We start from the raw sequence: 21,115 nt of genomic DNA, 5'->3' as shown, positions 1-21,115 counted from the left end.
CGGGTAAGGCGCAGGGCGGGTGGAGCGTAGGACGGACTGGATCAGCGCGGGCTTAGCCGCGGAAGGCGTACCACTGTACCGAGTTGGCCGGCAGATGCAGCTCCATCTCGTTGCCAGCGGAGTGGACGTGGCGGGGGAGATCGTTGCCGGCGCCCTGGTAGACGGCGTCGTCAGTGTTGAGCACCATCTCCCAGGCGCCGTCGCGCGGAACCCACAGGCGGTAGTTCGGCACGGAGGAGCCGGAGAAGTTGCACACCGCCAGCAGGGCGGAGCCGTCGCTGCCGTAGCGCACGTAGCCCAGCATGGAGTTGGAAGAGTCATCCGCCTTGACCCACTGGAAGCCCTCCTCGCTGAAGTCCTGGGACCACAGCGCCGGGGTATCGCGGTAGACGGCGTTGATGTCGCGCACCAGGCGCTTGATGCCGTGGTGCCACTCGCTGCCCCAGCCCTCCAGGTTGGCCCAGTCGATGGAGTAGGACTCGTTCCACTCGCTGGTCTGGCCGAACTCCTGGCCCATGAACATCAGCTTCTTGCCCGGGTGCGAGAACATGTAGCCGTAGAGGGCGCGCAGGCCGGCGGCCTTGTTCCAGTCGTCGCCAGGCATGCGGCCCCACAGCGAGCCCTTGCCGTGAACTACCTCGTCGTGGCTAAAGGGCAGGACGTAGCGCTCCGAGTAGGCGTAGATCATGGAGAAGGTCAGCTCGCCGTGGTGGTAGCTGCGGTGGATGGGATCGTGCTTGAAGTACTCCAGGGTGTCGTTCATCCAGCCCATGTTCCACTTCAGGCTAAAGCCCAGGCCTCCCTGTTCCGTCGGGGCGGTCACCCCCGGCCAGGAGGTGGACTCCTCCGCGATGGTCAGCACGCCTGGGTGCGCGCGGTGCACGGTGGCGTTGGTCTCCTGCAGGAACTGCACGGCCTCGAGGTTTTCGCGTCCGCCGTACTGGTTGGGCAGCCACTCCTCGCGGGAGTAGTCCAGGTAGAGCATGGAGGCCACAGCATCCACGCGCAGACCATCGACGTGAAACTCCTCCGCCCAATACAAGGCGTTGGCCACCAGGAAGTTGCGCACCTCGTGCCGGCCGAAGTCAAAGACGTAGGTGCCCCAGTCCGCCTGCTCGCCGCGGCGCGGATCCGGGTGCTCGTAGAGGGCCTGGCCATCAAAGCGGCCCAGGGCGAACTCATCTTTGGGGAAGTGGGCCGGTACCCAGTCGATGATGACGCCGATGCCGGCGTTGTGGAGGGCGTCGATAAGAGCACGCAGCTCATCCGGGCTGCCCCAGCGGGCCGAGGGGGCGTAGTAGCCGGAGACCTGGTAGCCCCAAGAACCGCCGAAGGGGTGCTCGGCCACAGGCAGGAACTCCACGTGGGTGTAACCGTGCTCCACCAGGTAGGGGATGAGCTCCTCGCGCAGAGAGTTGTAGTTGGAGCCGATCTTCCACGAGCCCACGTGCAGCTCGTAGATGCTCATCGGCACGTTGAGATCGTCACTGCGCGCCTGCATCCATTCCGCGTCCTCCCACTGGTAGTCCGAGGCGGTGACCACCGAGGAGGTTTCCGGCGGGGCCACCGCGGCCTTGGTCAGCGGATCCGCCTTGTCCACCCGGCCGGCGTGCTTGGTCTGGATGGCGTACTTGTAGCGCTCGCCGGCACCCACGCCGGGGATGAAGACCTCCCACACGCCGGTGGAGCCCAGGCTGCGCATGGGGAACTGGGTGGGGTTCCAGCCGCAGAAGTCACCCACCACGGCAACACCCTCGGCGTTGGGCGCCCACACGGCAAAAGCCGTGCCCTCGACGGTGCCCATGTCCGTCTCGTAGCTCTTGAGGTTGGCGCCCAGTACCTCCCACAGGCGCTCGTGGCGGCCCTCGCCGATGAGGTGCAGGTCCAAAGTGCCCAGGGTGGGCAGGAAGTGGTAACCATCGGCCACCTCGCGGGGCGGCTGGCCCGGGTAGGTGATGCGCAGGCGGTAGTCCTCCTCGCGCTCAAGCGGGGCCTGCCACATGTCGTGGCCCGCCGGGGTCATGGGCACCGAGCCGGAGGCGGTCACCAGCTCCACCGCCTCCGCGCCCGGCTGGCGGGTACGCACCGTACCCTCGTGCCAGCCATAGAAGGCGTGTGGATCGTGGTGACGGCAGCTGTTGAGCCGAGCGAGGTCGGAGGCGGGGATAGTCATAAAATTCAACGTACCTTGCTGCAGGGCGCCGCGCCCTGCTTTGTGGGGAAGAGGCTACGGGCGGTAATCAGCAACGTGGCGCCAGGCCAGCTGCTCTAGGCGGTGCGGGTCCGCGGGCGGCAGCACAAAGAGGTGAGCGACATCACGCATGGGCTCGAGGCGTACGAAGTTGCGCTCGGACCACTGGTAGGCCGCGCCGGTGATGGCGTCGTGGACCACGTAGACATCGCCAGGCTCGCGCCCGATGGCGGACATGTCCACGGTGACGGTGGCCTCCTGCGCGTTGCGCGGATCGAGGTTGACCACCGCGAGGATGACGTTGCCGGTGGCCGGATCCGCCTTGGAGTAGGCCATGATGGCCTCGTTGTCCACCTGGTGGAAGTGCAGGTTACGCAGCTGCTGCAGCGCGGGGTTGTCGCGGCGGATCATGTTGAGCAGGCGGATGAAGGCCTCCAGCGAGTCCCCGGAGTTGACCGCGGCCTGGAAGTCACGCGGGCGTAGCTCGTACTTTTCGGAGTCGAGGTACTCCTCGGAGCCGGGCGCCACCGCCTGGTGCTCGTAGAGCTCGAAGCCGGAGTACACGCCCCACAGCGGGGAGAGCGTGGCGGCCAGCGCGGCGCGGATGGCGAACATGGCCCGCCCGCCGGTCTGCAGGGACTCGTGGAGGATGTCCGGGGTGTTGACAAAGAGGTTGGGGCGGCAGATATCGGCCTGCTCCACGTGCATCTGGGCAAACTCGGTGAGCTCGTGCTTGCTGGTCTGCCAGGTGAAGTAGGTGTAGCTCTGGGTAAAGCCAGCCTTGGCCAAGCCAAACAGGCGCGGCGCGCGGGTGAAGGCCTCCGCTAGGAAGATGACCTCGGGGTGGGTGACGTGCACCTTGGCAATCAACCAGGCCCAGAAGTTCGCCGGCTTGGTGTGGGGGTTATCCACGCGGAAGGTATGCACGCCGGCGTCCACCCAGCGCATCACTACGCGGTAGATCTCGGCGTAGATGCCCTCGGGGTCGTTATCGAAGTTGAGCGGGTAGATGTCCTGATACTTCTTCGGCGGGTTCTCCGCGTAGGCGATGGTGCCGTCCGCCAGCACGGTGAAAAACTCCGGGTTGCTCGTGGCCCACGGGTGGTCCGGGGAGGCCTGCAGCGCGAGGTCGAGAGCCACCTCGAGGCCCAGTTCGTTGGCGTGGGCCACCAGCTCGCGGAAGTCCTCCATCGTGCCCAGCTCCGGGTGGGTGGCGTGGTGGTCCTGGATGGCCCAGGGGGAGCCCACGTCACCGGGCTCGGCCACCACGGAGTTGTTCTTGCCCTTGCGGTGTACCTTGCCGATGGGATGAATCGGCGGGAAGTAGACGGTGTCAAAGCCCATGTCCGCCACGCGCTGCAGGGCGGCGGCGGTGGTCTTGAAGGTGCCGTGGACGGGGTTGCCTTCCTCGTCCCAGCCGCCGGTGGAGCGCGGGAAGAGCTCGTACCAGGAGTTATACAGGGCCTCGCGGCGCTCCACGTAGACCTCGTGGATTTCGCCCTCCACCAGTAGCTCGCGCAGTGGGTGGTGGTGCAGGATGTCCGCCACCTCCGGGGAGAGGGCGGTGCGCACACGCTTGTCGACGTCCATCTGCTCGTCCGCCAGCTCCGTCGCCGCCTGCATGAGCGGGCCGGCGTGATCGGTGGGGGACTGCATCGCGGCCTTGTCAAAGAGCTCGGAGCCGTGGAGCAGATCGTTGCGCAGCTCCTCGACGCCCTGGCCGGCCTCCATCTTCTTGGTCACCGCGTTGCGCCAGGTGGAGATCGGGTCCGACCAGGCGTCGATGCGGAAGAACCAGCGGCCCATCGTCGCCGGGCTAAACACGCCGTGGACGCGGTCAGGATCCTGCGGGTCCACGCTCATGGTGGAGGAGGACACAGCGGGGGATTCGGTGTTCCACACCGAGAGGGTAGCGGCGACGGCGTCGTGGCCCTCCCGCCACACCAACGCGGTGACGGGGATGACCTCTCCCACCACCGCCTTTGTGGCGAGGTTGCCGGCAATGGACGGGCGGACATCATCGATACCAAGGCGTGTAGTCATGCCCTTTAGAGTAATGCAGCTGTGTCAGTTTCACCGGGTAGCGGAAGAATCGGCCACAATGGGAGCCGTGAATACTCCAGCAGATCCTCAACAGCAGCCAGCGGCGGCCTACACCGCGCGCCACGCAGCCCCAGAACCCGTCACCGATGACGATTGGCTCATTGACTTTCGCGGCGTCGAGTTGCGCCGCGGCGGGCGCACGCTCGTCGGGCCCATCGACTGGCAGGTCGAGCTCGACGAGCGCTGGGTGATCATCGGCCCCAACGGCGCCGGCAAGACCTCCCTGGTGCGCATGGCCGCCGCCGAGGAGTACCCGTCTGCCGGCACCGCCTTCCTCATGGGGGAGCGCATTGGTAAGACGGACATGCGCGACCTGCGCGCGGCCATCGGCATCTCCTCGGCCGCCGTTCAGCACCGCATCCCTGACAACGAGCGTGTCGATGACCTCGTGGTCTCCGCCGGCTACGCCATCCTGGGCCGCTGGCGCGAGGAGTACCAGGACATGGACTTCGGCCGCGCCCAGGAGATCCTCGAGCAGGTCGGCGCCAGCCACCTCGCCGAGCGCACCTGGGGCACCCTCTCCGAGGGCGAGAAGAAGCGCGTCATCCTGGCGCGCGCCCTCATGGCCAACCCGGAGCTGCTCATCCTCGACGAACCCTCCGCCGGCATGGACCTGGGCGGGCGCGAGGACCTCGTGGGCTACCTGGGGGATCTGGCCCTGGACGCCGACGCCCCGGCCATCGTCATGATCACCCACCACGTGGAGGAAATCCCTTACGGGTTTACCCATGCAATGATCCTCGATGAGGGTAAGGTCGTGGCGAAGGGACTCATCAACTCCGTCCTGACGTCGGACAACCTCTCGAAGGCCTTCCACCAACCCATCCAGGTGGACCGCATCGGGGAGCGCTACTTCGCCCGGCGGATTCGCTAACTCTCGGAACTTCGCAACTCCTCGGAACAATGCATGACCCAACCCATTCATGACCGTATCGACGCGATCGACCCCACAGACACCGGCGGTTTCAACGGGGGTCGACTCGCCGCTACGGTCCTGCTCTTGCGCGACGGCGCCGAGGGGCTGGAAGTCTGGCTGCAGGAGCGCGTGCACACCATGCGCACCTACCCCGGTCACGCCGTCTTCCCCGGCGGCGGGGTAGACCCGCGCGACTTCCCACCGCGCATGTGGGATTCCGGTGAGCTGTGGGCGGGCAAGTCCGTAGTCTCTATGGCCCGGCGCCTGGGCGTGACCAAGTACAAGGCCCACGCGCTGACCTTCGCTGCTGCTCGCGAGCTCTTCGAGGAGGCCGGCACCCTGCTGGCCATCAGGGAGGACGGCATCGTCTCCGACGCCTCGCGCTACCACCGCGAGCGCGAGATGCTGGAAACCCACACCATTTCCTTTACCGAGTTCCTCTCCCACAACGGCATGCGCGTCGACGCCGACATGCTCCACCCGTGGTCGCGCTGGGTGGGGGAGGACCGCGGTCACTGGTATGACACCTTTTTCTTTATTGGTGTGCTTCCCGAGGGCCAAGAACCCGACGGGCGCACCACCGAGGCCGACGACGCCGGCTGGTTCCCGCCCTCTCTCATCCTCGAGGGCTGGCGCGCGGGCCTGGTCCGCCTGGCCATCCCCACCTGGGCGCAGATCCAGCGCCTGGCCCGCTACCCCAGCGTCAAGGCCGTGCTTGACGACGTCACCTTCTCCGACCTCCGCCCCATCATCGGGGATCCCTCCGAGGACCCGCTGTACCGCGAATACTTCACCACCCAACCCGTAGACCGCATATGAGCTATACCCTCTCAGACATCGCCTTCTTCCGCGCCCACGCCTCGGATATCGCCGCCGCTACCGCGGACCTGCCGCTGACCAAGAAGTCGCTAGTGGGGGACGTCGCCACGCTGCGCAAGCAATTCGGCGAGCACGGCCGCGCCGTAGCGGAACTGGCTGGAGCCCGCCGCGGGGACAAGCTGCCCGGGCACTGGCTCATGGACCACGACTCCGCCCAACAGGCCACACCGCTGCCGGTAGCGCGCTACCGCGCGCAGCTGCTGCGCGAGGCCGGGGTGGAACTCGTCCACGACGTCACCTGCTCCATTGGCACCGAGGGCAGTGCCTATCGGCCGGGCACCTACGTGGGCTCGGATCTCGACCGCGTGCGCGTGGAGATGGCCCGGCACAACGTCGCGCACCCCGTCTTCCAGGCGGACGCGTTGACGAGAACCACCACCGCCCCCGTGGTGATCGCGGATCCCGCGCGCCGCGCCGGGGGCAACCGCATCACCCGCCTGGACCAGCTGCTGCCGCCCCTGCCGGATCTGCTTAGCGCCCACGCGGAGCTGGCCGTTAAGTGCGCGCCGGGCATTGACTACTCCGAGTGGGAGGGCCTGGTCACGGTGGTCAGCCTCGACGGCGGGGTGAAGGAAACCTGCCTGTACACCCCGGTCCTCGGCCGGGGCAGGAGGGCGGTGATGCTGCGTACGCAAGGCGGCGAGGTGGGCGTGGACGTCCTCGACGATTCCGCCGCGGAGGAGGACCTGCCCGAGGCCGGTAAAATCGGGCGCTTCATTATCGACCCCGACGGCGCCGTCGTGCGCGCGGGCCTGGTGCGCCACTACGCCGCTCGCGAGGGCCTGCGCCAGCTCGACCCGCGCATTGCCTACCTCACCGGCGAGCGCATCCCGCAGGGGGCCTCCGGCTTTCCATTCATCGAGGCCGTGCCCATGAAGAAGCTCAAGGCGGCGATGGCCGCGCACGACGTGGGCAGCCTGGAAATCCTGGTACGCGGCCAGGACGTGGACCCGGACCAGCTGCGCAAGAAGCTCAAGCTGCGCGGCAGCACGGCAAAGACGGTGGTGATCACGCGCATCGGCGCGCAGGGAATCGCGTTGTTGTGCGGACCCCGAGTAGTATCGGGCGAAGGTAATTACGCAACAAAATTCTGACGGAAAGGCGAGTGCTCACATGCCAGTAATCGTGGCTCTGGTCAAACACGTACCGGATACCTGGTCCACCAAGACCCTGGAGGCGGATCACACCTTGGATCGCGCCAGCGTGGATAACGTCATCGACGAGGTCAACGAATACTCCGTCGAGCAAGCCCTGCGCCTGCGCGAGGCCAACCCGGAGTCTGACTTTAAGGTGGTCGCCCTGACCATGGGCCCGGCGGTCTCCGAGGAGTCCCTGCGCAAGGCTCTGGCCATGGGCGCGGACGAGGCCGTCCACGTCAGCGATGACGCGCTCTCCGGTGCCGACGCCCTAGCCACCGCCTGGGTACTCAACGCCGCGGTGAACAAGGTGGCGGAGACCTTCGGGGAGGTGCAGCTGATCACCATGGGCAACTCCTCCTCCGATGCCAGCACCGGCGCGCTCGCCGGCCTGCTCGCGGAGTACCGCCAGCTGCCGGCGCTGACCGAGCTCAACTCCGCCAGCCTGGCCGGTGGCACCCTCAGCGGCACCCGCGAGGACGCCCACGGCCACTGGGAGCTCGAGGCCTCCCTGCCGGCCATCGCCTCCTTTGGCGATAAGGCGGATAAGCCGCGCTTCCCCAACTTCAAGGGCCTCATGGCCGCCAAGAAGGCCGAGATCACCACGCTGAGCGTGGCGGAGCTGGGCATCGACGGCGTGCCGGCCACCACCGCAGTCACCGCCGCCGCGCAGCGCCCAGCCCGCACCGCCGGCGAGGTCATCGCGGAGCCGGATGCAGCCACGGCCGCGGCGAAGATCGCGGACTTCCTGGCCGCGAAGAACTTTATCTAGCCACCACCGAAGCGAAGAGAAGAAAAGGGAGCAAGAATGTCTCACGTCTACGTGCTTGTAGAACACGAAGCAGGCCAGCTGAGCGCCGTCACCGCTGAGCTCGTGACCGCCGCCCGCGCGCTGGGTACGGTCTCCGCCGTGGTGGTCGGCCCCGATGCCGCGGCCTTCGACGCCGAACTCGGCGCCCTGGGCGCCGCCCAGGTGGTGCAGGCCACCGCCGCCGATTACAACAAGCGCCTCATCACCCCGGAGGTGGACGCCCTCCACGCGCTGGCCGCGAACAACCCGGCGCCCGTCGTCTTAGCCGCCACCCCCACCAACAACGAGATCGCCGGCCGCCTGGCCGCCCGCCTGGGCTCGGGCGTGCTGGCCAACGTGGATGCCATCAACGCGGACGGCTCCGCGCACATGACCATCTTCGGCGGCTCCTACGAGACCACCTCCACGGCCACCGGCTCGGCCGTCTACACGCTGCGCCCGGGTTCCGTGAAGGCCGACCCCCAGCCGGTGGCCGCCGCCCCGGCGCCCTTCGAGCTGCCCGCGGCCACCGCCAAGGACGTCACCGTGACCTCCTTTACCCCGGCGGAGAGAACCGCCCGCCCGGAGCTGACCTCCGCAAAGGTCGTTGTGTCCGGTGGCCGTGGTGTGGGCGATGCCTTCGGCACCATCGTTGAGCCGCTGGCCGACGCCCTCGGCGGCGCCGTGGGCGCCACCCGCGACGTGGTGGATTTGGGCTACTACGACCCCGCGCATCAGATCGGCCAGACCGGCGTGACCGTTTCCCCGGAGCTCTACATTGCGCTGGGCATCTCCGGCGCCATCCAGCACACCTCCGGCATGCAGACCTCCGACACCATCGTGGTCATCAACCAGGACCAGGACGAGCCCTTCTTCCAGATCGCGGATCTCGGCGTGGTGGGGGATGTCCACGAGATCGTGCCGGCCCTGGTCAAGGAATTGGAGTCGCGCGCATAATGTCTCACTACTTCGATTACGCCGCCACCCAGCCCATGCGCCAGGTGGCCATTGACGCCTGGGTGGAGGCGGCGGGCGCGCTCAACTCTGGCGCCAGCTACGCCTCGGGCCGCCGTGCGCGCTCCGTGCTGGACGACGCCCGCGAGACCGTCGCCGAGCTGCTGGGGTGCGAGCCCATCGAGGTGATCTTCACCGCTTCGGGCACGGAGGCTGACAACATCGCGGTGCAGGGCTTCTACCGCGCCCGCCGCGGCGAGCAGGGCGGGCAACGCATCATCTCCACCCCGGTGGAGCACTCCGCGGTGCGCCAGACCGTCGAGCACCTGCGCAAGGCTGAGGGCGCGCAGGTGGAGCTGCTGCCGGTGGGTGCCGACGGCCGCGTCACCGACTTCAGCGCGTTGGATACCCCGGCCGCGCTAGCCACCTGCATGTGGGCTAACAACGAGATCGGCGTGATCGAACCCATCGAGGAGGTCATCGCCCGGGCCACCGCCGTGGGCACCCCGGTGCACGTGGACGGCGTGCAGGTCGTAGGCAAGATCCCGGTGAACTTCCACGCGGCCGGCATGAGCACCCTGGCAGCTAGTGCCCACAAGTTCGGCGGCCCGCGCGGCACTGGCCTGCTGCTGGCCAAGCGCACCCCGGTGCCGCAGCCGCTGACTTTCGGCGGCGGGCAGGAGCGCGGCCTGCGCCCCGGCACGGTGGACGTGGCCAGTGCCAGCGCCCTGGCCGCGGCACTGCGCGAATCCGTGGCTGAGATGGAAGCGGAGGAGGCCCAGGTGCGCCGCCTGCGCGATAAGCTGCAGCAGGCCATCGTGAGCACCATCGAGGACGTCCAGGTCAACTCTTCTGAGCCGGGCCTGGCCTCCCACCTGCACGTCTCCTTCCCCGGCACTGACGGCGATAGCCTCATCATGCTGCTAGATTCTGCCGGCATCGAGGCCTCCGCGGGCTCTGCCTGCCACGCGGGCGTCAACCGCATGTCCCACGTGCTGGAGGCCATGGGGGTCAGCGAGGAGCGCGGCCTGGGAAGCCTACGTTTTAGCCTGGGCAGGATGACCACCGAGGAGGACGTGGACTACGTGGCCCAGAAGCTGCCGGAGCTCATCCAGCGCGCACGCAGCGTCTCGTAGAAAAGTCACAGACTTCTCGCAGCCCATTCTCTTTCACCCGGTCATAGTCTGACCGGGTGAATTCTTTTGTCGGTGTGCCGGTCCTCCGCGATATCCTGCGCCTTCCCCTGACGGGCCCGGTCAACGGCGCGCTCTACACGGCGGTGCTCGTGCTCGGCGCGCTGCTCATCGCTTGGAGGCTTAAGCGCCGCGACGGCCTCTCCCTGCTGCTGGCGCTGCCCTTGGTGGTGGCCGCCTACGCTGCGCTGCGCCGCTGGGACGTGCCGGTGCATCTTTTCGTCGCCGGGCTGGTACCCGTGGTAGCAGTCATTTCGCTCATCCACCACTCGGGGCGCCGCGCGCTCATGGCCGCGGTGGCCGTCGTCAGCGCAGTGGCCACCGCTGGGCTGGTCAACGTGGAGTACCAGTCTTACCCGGACGTCGGCTCCCTGGACCCGCAGCCGGTGGCCCCGGAGATGAGCTACGCGGAGTCTAGCTCGCGGGGCCTAGAGTCCCCAGGCGCCGATCACTCTGCGGCTGGCTCCGGGGCGGCCATTGTGCACGTGGATCTGCCTGGCAGGTCCTCCGGGTTCCACGCCCGCCAGGCCATCGCCTACCTCCCGCCTGCCTACTGGACTCAGCGCCTGCCGGTGCTCGTCTTGCTGCACGGCAACCCCGGCGGCCCGGAGCAGTGGTTCGGCGCAGGGGAGGCCGCCGAGACCGCCGATGCCTTCCAGCGCGCCAACGGGGGACTCAGCCCCATTGTTGTGGCCGTGGACGCCACCGGCAGCGAGAGTGCCAACCCTATCTGCGTGGACTCGCCGATGGCCAACGTCATGACCTACCTCAGCCGCGACGTACCCCAGGATCTCAAGCAACTCTTCCGCGTGGACGAGGACCAAGAGCACTGGACGCTGGCCGGGCTCTCCTACGGAGGCACGTGCTCGCTGCAGGTTCTCACCACCCACCCCGAGGCCTTTGGCTCCATCGTGGACATCTCCGGCGAGCCCGAGCCGACCATCGGCAGCCACCGCGCCACCGTGGAGAAGTTCTTCGGCGGCAGCGAGCGCGCCTTCGCGGCGAACAACCCCGCTGATCTGCTCAGCACGCAGCGCTATCCGGGCAAGAAGGCCGTCTTCATCACCGGAAACCGCGATGAGGTCTCCCTGGACGCGCTGCGCGAGCTCTCGGAAAAGGCCCGCCGGGCGGGTATCGCCACCTTTTACGGCATCCGGCCTGGCGGCCATTCCTTCGACGTGTGGCGCCCCGCGCTGCGCGACACCTTCGCCTGGGCGGCCTACCGCGGCGGCCTGAGCACCACCACTGATCCCTTCGATGGAGTCCACGATGACGATGTTCACCTCTGAGACATTCACCAAGACCATCCCTGCCGCGCTGTGGCGCGCCCGCACGCTCGCCGCCGGTGTCCCCGTCACCTGCGGCCTGCTGCTGAGCATGTGGCTGGCCTTTGCCGCGCGCGGGGTGCTCCCGCCGGTCCTGCCTGCGCTCTTGACAGCCTCCACGCTCGGCGGGCTGGCCTCGCTGAGCCTTCTGGCCCTGGCGCTGTGCATTCCCGCGGAGCGGGTGCTGGGATCGCGGGGCATGCTGCTGGCGGGGCTGGGCATCGAGCTGCTCGCAGTGCCCGTCGCTCTGGTGGCCGCCCGCGGTATCGAGCTGGCCGGGCTCAACCGCTGGGGCGAGGACCTCCTGCACTCCACGCAGCTGACCCCCATCGCGTTCATCGTAGGTGCGGCGGGCTGCGCCTCGGCGTGGATGCCGCGGCTGTGGCAGCGCCGCGTGCGCGTGGTCATCCTCGCGCTCATGGCCACCATGGCGCTGTACTCGGGCTCGCTTGCCGACGTCCTCGGTACCACCGCAGCGTTCATGTCGATCGCAGCGGGCATCGCCTGGGCGCTGCTGTGCCGGGGGCGTGCGGAAGGCGGGGTGATGCCGGTGGGGTGGGCGTCGACAAGCGAGAAGCGCGTACTCACCGCCATCGTGGTGGGGGCGGTGGCGCTGGGCCCGCTGTTGGTGGCGCTCAACCCGGCCGCGGAGGGGCCCTTCAGCCCGGTGACCCAGTTGATGTGGTCCGGTGACGTATCGGCCTACCAGGCGCAGGCGGCCTGCGCGGCGGATAGCGCCTCGCAGCTGTGCCGGGAGGCGGTGGATTTCAGCCGCGTCTCCGGGCTCGGGCCGCTGGTGGCCAACCTCATGCCTGCGGTGATCCAGTTGGTGGTGTGCTTCGGGCTCATGCGCGGCCGGCGCGCGGCGTGGTGGGCGGCCTGTGCCATCCAGCCCATTGTCATGGCTGTGCTCTTGACGCAGCTGGCGGATCTTGATGCTGACGGGATAGTGCTCTACGGGGTGAACCTCGCCACGGTGGTACTGCCGTGGCTGGCCTGCCTGGTGGTTCTGCTGTGGAACCGGCGGGCCTTCAGCGTGCGCGAATCCCGCGCTGAGCTGCGCCGCGCCCTGCGCCGGGTGCTGGCGGTGGCGGCGCTGTGTGCGGGCGTGTGGTGCGCCGGAGCCTACGGGCTGCGCGAGTCCTTCCTGGGTGGGGCTGGCTGGCCGGAGATCCTCGGCGAGTTGCCCCTGCGCTTCCTCCCGCCGGTGGTGGGGCTGATGTTTCCCTACTGGATGGTCCCGAACAGCGCGGCGAGCTGGATGCTCTACGAGTGGACGGGCACGGTGCTGTGGCTCGCGGTGGCCTGGGTGGCCTACCGGATGTTCGCCACCCCGGCGGATCCGGCGGCCGAGGCTACCCGTGCCCGGGCCCGCGCGGTGCTGGATCAGGGCAGTGGCGACCACCTCTCTTTCATGTCCCTGTGGCCGGGAAACCGCTACTTCTTTAACGCGGCCGGTACGGGCTACGTGGCCTATCGGGCCTGGGGCGGGGTAGCGCTGACGCTGGGGGAGCCGGTGGGGTGCGAGCGCGCGCAGGTGGCCGAGGAGTTTGAGGCCTTCGCCCGCGAGCAGGGGCTGCGGCCTGCCTGGTACTCAGTGGGGGCTTCGTTTCAGCGTCCCGGCTTTAGCCGCGTGGAGGTCGCCGAGGAGGCCGTGCTCTCCACCGAGCACGCGGACTTTAAGGGCAAGAAGTTCCAGAACGTGCGCACCGCCCGCAACCGTGCAGTCACGGAAGGAGTACGGACTTACTGGAGTACGTGGGAGGAGCTGAGCCTGGTAATGCAATCGCGCATCAGCGAGCTTTCCGAGTCCTGGGTGGTGGACAAGGCCCTGCCCGAGATGGGCTTTACCCTTGGCGGGCTGGCCGAGATGCAGGTGCCGGGCACGCGGCTGCTGGTGGGTGTGGATAAGCAAGGCGCGCTGCACGGGGTGACCTCTTGGCTGCCGGTGCGCGAGGAGGGGCGCTTGGTGGGCTACACCCTTGACGTCATGCGGCGAGCGGAGGGCGGCTTCAAGGGAGTCATGGAGTTTCTCATCTCCGAGGCGCTCCTTGTGGCCAAGGAGGAGGGCTGCGGGTGGATTTCGCTCTCGGGCGCCCCGCTAGCTGCGCACCCGGAGAACCCCGGCCTGGTGGACGCTCTGCTCGCTCGGCTGGGGCAGGGCATGGAGCCGGTGTACGGCTTTCGTTCCTTGGCGGCCTCGAAGCGCAAGTTCCAGCCGCAGGAGCACACCTGGTATGTGGTCTACGAGGACGAGCTGGCCTTGCCGGCCATCGGTATGGCGGTGGCGCATGCCTACCTGCCGCAGATGCGCCCTGCTGACGCCGCCCGCGCGGTGAAGGCCTGGCGCCAGGCTCGTGCCCGTGTGCGGCAAGTGTGAAGAAAGTTATCTATGTTTCGCGTGTTGTGAACGTGACAAATGGGACTAAGCCGGTACTGTGGCGCGCATGACCTATGCACGCCGCCTTGTTGCCATCGCCGTTTCCGCTGTGACTGCCCTGACACTTTCCTTGTCCCCTGCCGCCGCAATCCCGTCCACCGCGCCCTCGGGCATCGACGTCTCCTCCAACAACCACGCCTCGCTGCGTGGCATCGACTGGAACGCCGTGAAGTCCGACGGCCAGTCCTACGCCTTTGTCAAGGCCACCGAGGGCACTGGCTACGTCAACGAGAAGTTCGTGGGCGACGCCAACGCCGCCCGCGTGGCTGGGCTTAAGGTGGGCGCCTACCACTACGCCCGCCCCGCTGGCGACGCCAAGTACCAGGCTGCCAACTTCGCATCCCAGATCGCGCTGGTGCCCGGCCAGACCCTGCCGCCGGTGCTCGACATCGAGGTCAGCGAAGGGCTGAGCCAGGCGCAGCTGACCGAGTGGATTGACACCTTTATGACTGAGGTCAAGCACCTCACCGGCCGCACCCCGATGCTCTACACCTACAAGTACTTCTGGATGGGCGAGATGGGCAACACCACCGAGTTCTCCGAGTACCCGCTGTGGCTGGCCGCCTATCAGGACACCGCCCCGGAGCCCGTCGGCGGCTGGGACAAGCTGGCCTTCTGGCAGCGCTCCGGCTCCGGCCGCGTGGCCGGCGTGGAGACCGACGTGGACATGAACCTCTTCAACGGCACCCACGCCCAGCTGGAGTCCTTCTCCGCCGGCAACTACATCGACTTCGGCGGTGTGCTGCGTGAGATGACCGTGCCTGGCCTGGACCTCGGCGAGGACGCCACCGCGCTCATCGGCGCGATTATCGCCCTGGCCGCCGGTGCCGCCCTCATGCCCGCGGTGGTGGACGCGGCTGCCGACGCCGGCATCAGCATCGACCCGCAGGGCCTGGCCACCCAGGCCGAGCAGCTGCTCAACGACGGCGCCATCACCACCGATGACCTGCAGAAGCTCATCAGCAACGACGCCACCGTGAGCGACCTGGCCATCTTCCTAGACAACGCCGATCATCTGCAGCAGATGAGCTCTGCCAACACCGGCGCCGCCCCGGAGGCAGGCGCCGCCGATCAGGGTGGCGATGAGAGCAACGCCGCGGCTGTGTCCGACATCGAGGTCGACGCCGAGGACGTCGCTGCCGCCTCCGAGATGGCCGACGCCGCCGGCGTGGAGACCCCGGACGTGGATCACGTCCAGGTGGCCGGCGCGGTCAACCAGGCCCTCAACTAGTCGGCGCTGACCTCAGCAGATTTTACCGGAGGATCCCAGCGCGGCTGCGCGGCGTCGATGAACCTGCGCGTCCACGCCTCGTCCTTGTAGTGGGCGGGAACCGCCCCGGAGAGCAGGGGCTTGGCCAGGGCGGCGGCCTCCGGCGAGCCCTCGGCGGGTAGTTCGGCGTCGGAGCCAATGAGGATGATGTTGCCGTAGCGCCGACCCTTGAGCATAGGGGGATCGGCAATGCACGCGACGTGCTCGAAGACCTCCCGCATTCCGGCCAGCTCCGCGGTTGCCCCGCGCAGATCCGAGTGATCGCCGCAGTTGGCCACGTAGAGCCCGCCCGGGCTAAGCACCCGGTGGGCGTGGTGGAAAAACTCCACCGTGGTCAGCGGCTGCGGTGTTTCGGCACCGGCGAAGACGTCGCGGATGATGACGTCGAAGCGCCCAGGCGGGAAGCCCTCGGTGACCTCCCTGGCCTCGCCGGCGCGGATCTTGACCCGCGGGGCCTTGGGGATATCGAAGAGCTCGCGGATGAGCTCGCCCAGGCGAGCGTCGAGCTCCACCACGGTGTTGTGGGAATCCGGCCACAGGTCCGCGACATACCGTGGCAGCGAGCAGCCCCCGCCGCCCAGGTGCAACAGGCGCCTGCCAGGTGAGAGGGACTCCAAGGCAGCGGCGATCCAGCGCATGTACTCGAACTCCAGCTCGCGCGGCTGGCCCAGCACGATGTGCGAGGAAGGAACCCCGTTGATGTTGAGGATGTAGGCATCCTCCCGGAAGGTGTCCGCCTCCACCACGAGCTCCCCAGTGGAAATGGCGTAGGTGCCCGCGATGCTCTTCGTCGCTTTGCCCGCGCCTGCGCTGCTGGAACCTCCGCTGCCTCGTTTTCTACCCATTGCCCCAGAACTAGTCGCAGCACGCGCGGGCGCCGAATTGCGTGGACTGAGAAGGCGTGGACTGAGCCAGACGGGAGCGTTTGGACTGTGCTCACGAGGAGTCCATACTGTTAGGCATGCGAGTTCTAGTAGCAATGTCCGGCGGCGTGGATTCCTCCGTTGCGGCGGCCCGCGCCGTCGAGGCCGGTCACGACGTGGTGGGGGTCCACCTCGCGCTGCACAAGGACGCCCAGCAAACCCGAGAGAAGGCCCGCGGCTGCTGCTCCCTGGAGGATTCTGCCGATGCCCGCCGCGTGTGCGACAAACTGGGCATTCCCTTTTACGTGTGGGACTTCTCCGAGGAATTCAAGGAGGCCGTCATCGGGGACTTCGTGGACTCCTACGCCCGCGGTGAGACCCCGAACCCGTGCTTGCGCTGCAACGAGAAGATCAAGTTCGCTGCGCTGCTGCGCAAGGGCATGGCGCTGGGCTTCGATGCCGTGGCCACCGGCCACTACGCCACCATCGATGAGAACGGCTACATGCGCCGCTCCCTTGATGAGAACAAGGATCAGTCCTACGTGCTGGGGGTCATCACCAAGGAGGAGCTGGATCACTGCTTCTTTCCGATCGGCGATACGCCCAAGCCCCAGATACGCGAGGAGGCCAAGAAGCATGGCTTCTCAACGGCCACCAAGCCCGACTCCTACGACATCTGCTTCATCCCGGACGGCAACACCCAGGCCTTCCTGGGCAAGTCCATCGGCATGCGCCCGGGCATGATCGTAGACACGGAGGGCCAGGAGCTCAAGGAACACGACGGCGCGTGGAATTTCACCATTGGCCAGCGCAAGGGGCTGGACATTAAGACCCCGACCGCCGACGGCAGCCCGCGCTACGTCACGGACATCGACGCCGAGTCCGGCACGGTGACCGTCGGCTCGCGCGCGGATCTTAGCGTCAGCGGCATTGAGGCCGACCGCCTCAAGTACCTCCACCCGGCCATGGAGGGGGAGTTTGACTGCGAGGTGCAGGTGCGCGCCCACGGTTCGGTGGTGCCATGCCGCGCGCACGTTGACCGCGAGGCTGACCGCATGGTGCTCGAACTCAAGGAGCCGCTGCAGGGCGTGGCCCGCGGGCAGGCGGCCGTGCTCTACCTGCCGAGCACCGACGAGCTGGGCGATATCGTGCTGGGTTCGGGCACCATTTGCGCAACCTCACGAGCCGCATAGATGACTGGGTTTGCACGCGGCCCCATGCCGGGCCTGTCCATTGCCGAGGCCGCCGACATCATCATGGGGGAGACAGGCCAGCTGCCCGCCATCCCGCAGCTCCCGCAGCGTGGGCTGGGATCGGATGCGGTGGGGCGCACCGCCAGCATGCTCGCGGCCATCAGCATTGACCGCGGCCCACGCGCGTGGCGGATGACCGCGCGCCCGCAGCTGCTTACTCGCAGGATCTGGGACAGGTTGGAGCGCGATCTCGACGAGATCCAGGAGGCCTGGGGCGAGAGCGTGCAGCGCATCAAGGTGCAAGCGATGGGCCCGTGGTCGCTGGCGGCGAGCATTGAGCTCTCCAATGGGCACCGGGTGCTCACAGATCGCGGCGCGCTAGAGGAACTCACCGAGGCCCTGCGCGCAGGCGTGGCCGAGCACGCGGCCGACGTGGCCCGTCGCTTCCATGCCGAGGTGGCGGTGCAGCTCGACGAGCCACTGCTGGCGCAGCTTATTGCGGGGCAGGTGCCCGGCACCACGGACTTTGATACCATCCCGCCGCTGCCGGCCGAGGCGGCACTCGAGCGGCTGGCGCCCTTCGAGGCCGAGTACCTCTACGCACCGCCGGTGTGGGAGGCCGCCCGCGCGGCAGGCACCTTCCTCACTGACTTCGCTGGGCTCGACACCGGCGAGCACTTCGACGGCCTCGGCGAGCACCTCAGCGCGGGTAAGCGCATCGGCTTCGGCGTTGCAGGCAGGGATGCCCGCGCCGAGGCGATAGCCATTGCTCGTCATTTCGACCGCATGGGCATGCCGCGCGAGTTGCTGGTGGATCACGTGGACGTCTATCCGGTCGCGGCGAATGCGGCCACGCTGCGCTCGGCGGCGGCGACCGCCGGCATGCTCGAGCGCGACGCCGGGGACCTCTAGACGGGGTTTATCGGCGCGGCGTGAGCTAGCGGGGGCTCCTTGAGCCAACCGCTCTAGTCGACTCTCCCCAGCCGGTCCGTTCCGGTGAAGTAGCGCTCCATGTAGGGGATGACGAATTGGAGCTGGCCGTGGGCGATGGGTTCGATGAGGTCGGCGTCGATAAGCCGCTGGCGCGTGGCCGATAACGAGCGGACCGTGCGCTGGAGGTGCGCAGCGATGTCCGCGATGTCCGCCACACCGCCGGTGATGACCGCGGACATGGCCTCGAGGAACTCGCGCTGCGCCGGCGGCAGGGCCGTGGTGGCCGGCTGATGCACCTGGACTCCCAGGGTGGTGATGGCCTGCTGGGAAATCGCCTCCACGTGCTCGGCCTCGATGTGGCTCGTGCCCAGGCGCTCGGCGCGCGACCACGCCAGGGAGCCCACCAGCTGGACCAGGTAGGGGTAGCCGCGGGAGAGCTCCACGGCGGCGCTGACGGCGGGCCCGGTGAACTGCAGCCCGGAGTTGGCGGCGGTGGCGGTAAAGGCCTCGGCGGCGTTGGCGGGGGAGAGCGGGCCAAGGACGAACTTCTGGGCGCGGCGCAGGAAGGTCACGCCGGGCAGATCCAGCAGCTTGTTGATGCCCTGCGGCAGCCCGGCGGCGACAATCGCCACGTCCAGCTCGTCGCGCACGAGGTCCTGATAGGTCACCGCGATGGTGGTGAGATCCTCGGTGTGGGCGTCTTGCACCTCGTCGATGCTAAGCAGCACCCCCACCCCGCGCAGCAGGGACAGCAGCTCGCGCAGGCGGGTGTTGAGGTTGTGCGTGAAGGGCACCTCGGTAGTGTGCTCGATGCCGATGGAGCCCACCCCGCCGATGCCTAGGCGGTTGATTCTGCGCTTATCGGAGGGCGAGAGGCGCTCGATGATGCGCGGGATGGTGGTGTTGACCAGCTCCTCGACCATGGTGCTGCGGCCGGAGGCGCGCAGCGTGATCCAGCCCTGGGTCTCGGCGATATCCTCGAGCTCGTTGAGCAGGACCGTCTTGCCGATTCCGCGCGCACCGCTGATGACCAGCGAGCGGCCCGCGGTTCCTGCCTGAGCGTGCAGCGCCCCGCGGAAGGTATCGAGGACAACCGAGCGCCCCACCCAAAACAGGGGCGGGGCGCCGAAGGTGGGGCGGAAGGGGTTCTGCGCAGTCATGTCGCCAGTATAGCGCGAGTGGAGACTTGGGAGATTTCGGAGACTTTTAATGCGCCGGAGATTCGGGAGACTTTGCCTCCTGGCGGGCGGCGGCCGGGTGCGCGGGTGCGGGCCGGGTGAGCAAGATGGGGGCGAAGAGAAACATGGTCTAGCTCATCTCCTTGAACAGCTCGTGGGCAAGGCTCTCAGTGCCCATCAAGGTGTCGTTGTTGGCAAAGGCCGCATGGCGGGTGTCTGGGTCGATGATCAGCATGGTGGAATAGCCGTAGGTTCCGCCGTCGTGCCAGTAGCCGCCACCGTCCTCCGGCGCGTTGACCTCCCAGCCGTAGGTGACGTCACCGTTGCTCATCATCCACTGGGCAAACTTCGACATGTCAGCGGCGGTGGAGCGAATCGCGCCGGCGGGGGCGGAGCCCTCCATTTCCCAGGGCTGGGCGGCACGGCCACTGGCCATGATGCCGCGTGGGGCATCGGCAGGCACGCTACCCGGGGTCATGAGGTAGGTCTCGCTCATGCCGGCAGGGTGGAAGATCCGCTCGCGCAGCAGCTGCTCGTAGGGCACGCCGGCCTCGGTTTCGAGGACGTGGCCGAGCAGCGCGTATCCCAGATTGGAGTAGCTTTCCTCCCCGCGGCCAGAAAGTTCGGCGTCGGTGGCCGCCTCCATGATGTCATGGACGCTCTCGCCCTCGTAAGGGTTGGCGCCGGTGATCATGTCCGTGATGTTGCTCAGCGCATTGGTGCTGGCCAGCCGCGGCAGGCCCGAGGTGTGATCCCGCAGCTCGCGCAGACTGACCGTGGCGATGGGTGTATCGCCGACGTCGAGCACCTCGCCCACGGTGGTGTCTAGGCTCAGCCGCCCAGCGGCCACCTCCTGGTGGAGCAGTTCCGCGGTGAACATCTTGGTCACCGAGCCGATCTCTACCTCCGTGTGCGCGTCTGCGCCCAGGCCCGCAAAGGTGGTCTCATCGCCGTTGAGGGTAAAGGCAGTGACGTTGCGGAAGCCGCGCTGCGCGTGCTTGTCGATGGCCCCGGCAAGGTCGGCGTCGCCCGTGCGCTGGGTAGAGAGCGTGATGGGCTTGGGGCCGATGAGTATCAGGGCCCCGGCCAGGATGAGGGCGACGAGGATGGCGAGGACCAGTGTCAGGGGGCGGCGCCGTACGGGTTCAGTATTGTGCGCTGTGTGATTGTGTGCTGCGTGGCTCATCAGTGATCCTCCGCCGCGATAACGATGCTCATCAGGGGGACGACCCTGCTGGGGCGGATGGACCACCGGCCCTCGTCTTTGGCTACCCAGCCGGCGGACTGCAATGCGCCGAGGTGGTGGTAGGCGGTGCCGGTGGAGCTGACTACCTCTTCCTCTACGAGCTCCGCCGCGGTGGCAGGCGCGCAGAGGAGCCTGCGCAGGATCTCACCGCGCACCGGGTGGGCCAGCGCGGCGAGGCGCTCCAGTTTGTCGGACCAAGACTCATCCGCGATGAAGTGGGTGGGGCGCTGCCACTGGTAGGCAAAGCGCTTGCCACCAAAGCTGACGTCGCCGCCGAAGATGACGGAGCCATCGGGGATCTCCGGGCCGTTCTGCAGGGCGCTGACGAGCCAGAAGCGATCGGCATCCGGGGAGGAGACGGTGTGGTGTTGAGGGGAAGTGGGGCTGGAAATGCCGTTGCCGGAATCGAGCGCTTCGATGCGGCGCTCAAGCTCAGCCAGGCGTGCTTCAAGGTCGGTCGCTTTCATAATTCTAGAATTAAAGAACTCTAGAATTATGGTAACCG

The 21,115-nt window shown here is 67.7% G+C and carries 17 protein-coding genes; 11 read left to right on the top strand and 6 right to left on the bottom strand.

Going from position 1 to position 21,115, the window contains the following annotated elements:
* Positions 1 to 52 precede the first annotated feature (52 nt).
* Positions 53 to 2,173 (bottom strand): 1,4-alpha-glucan branching protein GlgB, encoded by a 2,121-nt coding sequence (gene glgB / locus Q4E25_RS09605; protein WP_303156579.1) that lies wholly within the window; start codon positions 2,171 to 2,173, stop codon positions 53 to 55.
* Between the two features lie 54 nt (positions 2,174 to 2,227).
* Positions 2,228 to 4,234, bottom strand: coding sequence for a maltotransferase domain-containing protein (locus tag Q4E25_RS09600; protein WP_303156578.1), 2,007 nt, complete (start codon positions 4,232 to 4,234; stop codon positions 2,228 to 2,230).
* A 58-nt stretch (positions 4,235 to 4,292) separates the two neighbouring features.
* Here Q4E25_RS09600 and Q4E25_RS09595 point away from each other — a divergent pair, with 58 nt between their 5' ends.
* The 9 genes from Q4E25_RS09595 (at position 4,293) to Q4E25_RS09555 (ending at position 15,158) form a co-directional block, all read left to right on the top strand.
* A complete protein-coding gene (locus tag Q4E25_RS09595) occupies positions 4,293 to 5,168 on the top strand; it encodes an ABC transporter ATP-binding protein (protein WP_303156577.1) in 876 nt (291 codons plus the stop codon).
* Between the two features lie 33 nt (positions 5,169 to 5,201).
* Positions 5,202 to 6,029 (top strand): NUDIX domain-containing protein, encoded by an 828-nt coding sequence (locus Q4E25_RS09590; protein WP_303156576.1) that lies wholly within the window; start codon positions 5,202 to 5,204, stop codon positions 6,027 to 6,029.
* On the top strand, positions 6,026 to 7,183 hold the full coding sequence (locus Q4E25_RS09585; protein ID WP_303156575.1) for an SAM-dependent methyltransferase: 1,158 nt from the start codon (positions 6,026 to 6,028) through the stop codon (positions 7,181 to 7,183). Before Q4E25_RS09590 ends, Q4E25_RS09585 begins: the two co-directional genes overlap by 4 nt.
* A 19-nt stretch (positions 7,184 to 7,202) precedes the next feature.
* Positions 7,203 to 7,997, top strand: coding sequence for an electron transfer flavoprotein subunit beta/FixA family protein (locus Q4E25_RS09580; RefSeq protein WP_303156574.1), 795 nt, complete (start codon positions 7,203 to 7,205; stop codon positions 7,995 to 7,997).
* 36 nt (positions 7,998 to 8,033) lie between these two features.
* Positions 8,034 to 8,972, top strand: coding sequence for an electron transfer flavoprotein subunit alpha/FixB family protein (locus tag Q4E25_RS09575; protein ID WP_303156572.1), 939 nt, complete (start codon positions 8,034 to 8,036; stop codon positions 8,970 to 8,972).
* The gene (locus tag Q4E25_RS09570; protein WP_303156571.1) at positions 8,972 to 10,105 is read left to right on the top strand and encodes a cysteine desulfurase family protein; all 1,134 of its coding nucleotides are present in this window, start codon (positions 8,972 to 8,974) and stop codon (positions 10,103 to 10,105) included. The genes Q4E25_RS09575 and Q4E25_RS09570 overlap by 1 nt, the downstream gene beginning before the upstream one ends.
* 56 nt (positions 10,106 to 10,161) lie before the next feature.
* A complete protein-coding gene (locus Q4E25_RS09565) occupies positions 10,162 to 11,451 on the top strand; it encodes an alpha/beta hydrolase family protein (RefSeq protein ID WP_303156570.1) in 1,290 nt (429 codons plus the stop codon).
* On the top strand, positions 11,432 to 13,867 hold the full coding sequence (locus Q4E25_RS09560; RefSeq protein ID WP_303156569.1) for a bifunctional lysylphosphatidylglycerol flippase/synthetase MprF: 2,436 nt from the start codon (positions 11,432 to 11,434) through the stop codon (positions 13,865 to 13,867). The genes Q4E25_RS09565 and Q4E25_RS09560 overlap by 20 nt, the downstream gene beginning before the upstream one ends.
* Before the next feature lie 67 nt (positions 13,868 to 13,934).
* Positions 13,935 to 15,158, top strand: a complete 1,224-nt coding sequence (locus Q4E25_RS09555; protein WP_303156568.1) for a glycoside hydrolase family 25 protein — start codon at positions 13,935 to 13,937, stop codon at positions 15,156 to 15,158.
* On the opposite strand, the gene Q4E25_RS09550 is transcribed toward Q4E25_RS09555, so the two are convergent.
* Complete coding sequence (locus Q4E25_RS09550; protein ID WP_303156567.1) at positions 15,155 to 16,042, bottom strand: spermidine synthase; 888 nt, start codon at positions 16,040 to 16,042, stop codon at positions 15,155 to 15,157. The two genes, Q4E25_RS09555 and Q4E25_RS09550, sit on opposite strands and share 4 nt — an antisense overlap.
* A 116-nt stretch (positions 16,043 to 16,158) precedes the next feature.
* On the opposite strand from Q4E25_RS09550, the gene mnmA reads away from it, so the two are divergent.
* The gene (mnmA, locus tag Q4E25_RS09545; RefSeq protein ID WP_303156566.1) at positions 16,159 to 17,253 is read left to right on the top strand and encodes a tRNA 2-thiouridine(34) synthase MnmA; all 1,095 of its coding nucleotides are present in this window, start codon (positions 16,159 to 16,161) and stop codon (positions 17,251 to 17,253) included.
* Positions 17,254 to 18,165 carry a methionine synthase gene (locus tag Q4E25_RS09540; protein WP_303156565.1) on the top strand — a complete coding sequence of 304 codons (912 nt, stop codon included), beginning with the start codon at positions 17,254 to 17,256 and terminating at the stop codon, positions 18,163 to 18,165. It begins immediately after the preceding gene.
* A 53-nt stretch (positions 18,166 to 18,218) separates the two neighbouring features.
* Here the strand turns inward: Q4E25_RS09540 and Q4E25_RS09535 are convergent, their stop codons facing one another.
* From Q4E25_RS09535 to Q4E25_RS09525, 3 genes are all read right to left on the bottom strand, one after another.
* Positions 18,219 to 19,346, bottom strand: coding sequence for an ATP-binding protein (locus Q4E25_RS09535; RefSeq protein ID WP_303156564.1), 1,128 nt, complete (start codon positions 19,344 to 19,346; stop codon positions 18,219 to 18,221).
* A gap of 148 nt (positions 19,347 to 19,494) precedes the next feature.
* Positions 19,495 to 20,550 (bottom strand): serine hydrolase, encoded by a 1,056-nt coding sequence (locus Q4E25_RS09530; protein ID WP_303156563.1) that lies wholly within the window; start codon positions 20,548 to 20,550, stop codon positions 19,495 to 19,497.
* Complete coding sequence (locus Q4E25_RS09525) at positions 20,550 to 21,077, bottom strand: helix-turn-helix transcriptional regulator (RefSeq protein ID WP_303156561.1); 528 nt, start codon at positions 21,075 to 21,077, stop codon at positions 20,550 to 20,552. Before Q4E25_RS09525 ends, Q4E25_RS09530 begins: the two co-directional genes overlap by 1 nt.
* Between the last annotated feature and the right edge of the window lie 38 nt (positions 21,078 to 21,115).

The organism is Corynebacterium sp. (genome assembly GCF_030532325.1).
Lineage (GTDB): Bacteria > Actinomycetota > Actinomycetes > Mycobacteriales > Mycobacteriaceae > Corynebacterium.
Note: the sequence above shows the minus strand (reverse complement) of the source record. Positions and strands in the feature narration are given on the sequence as shown.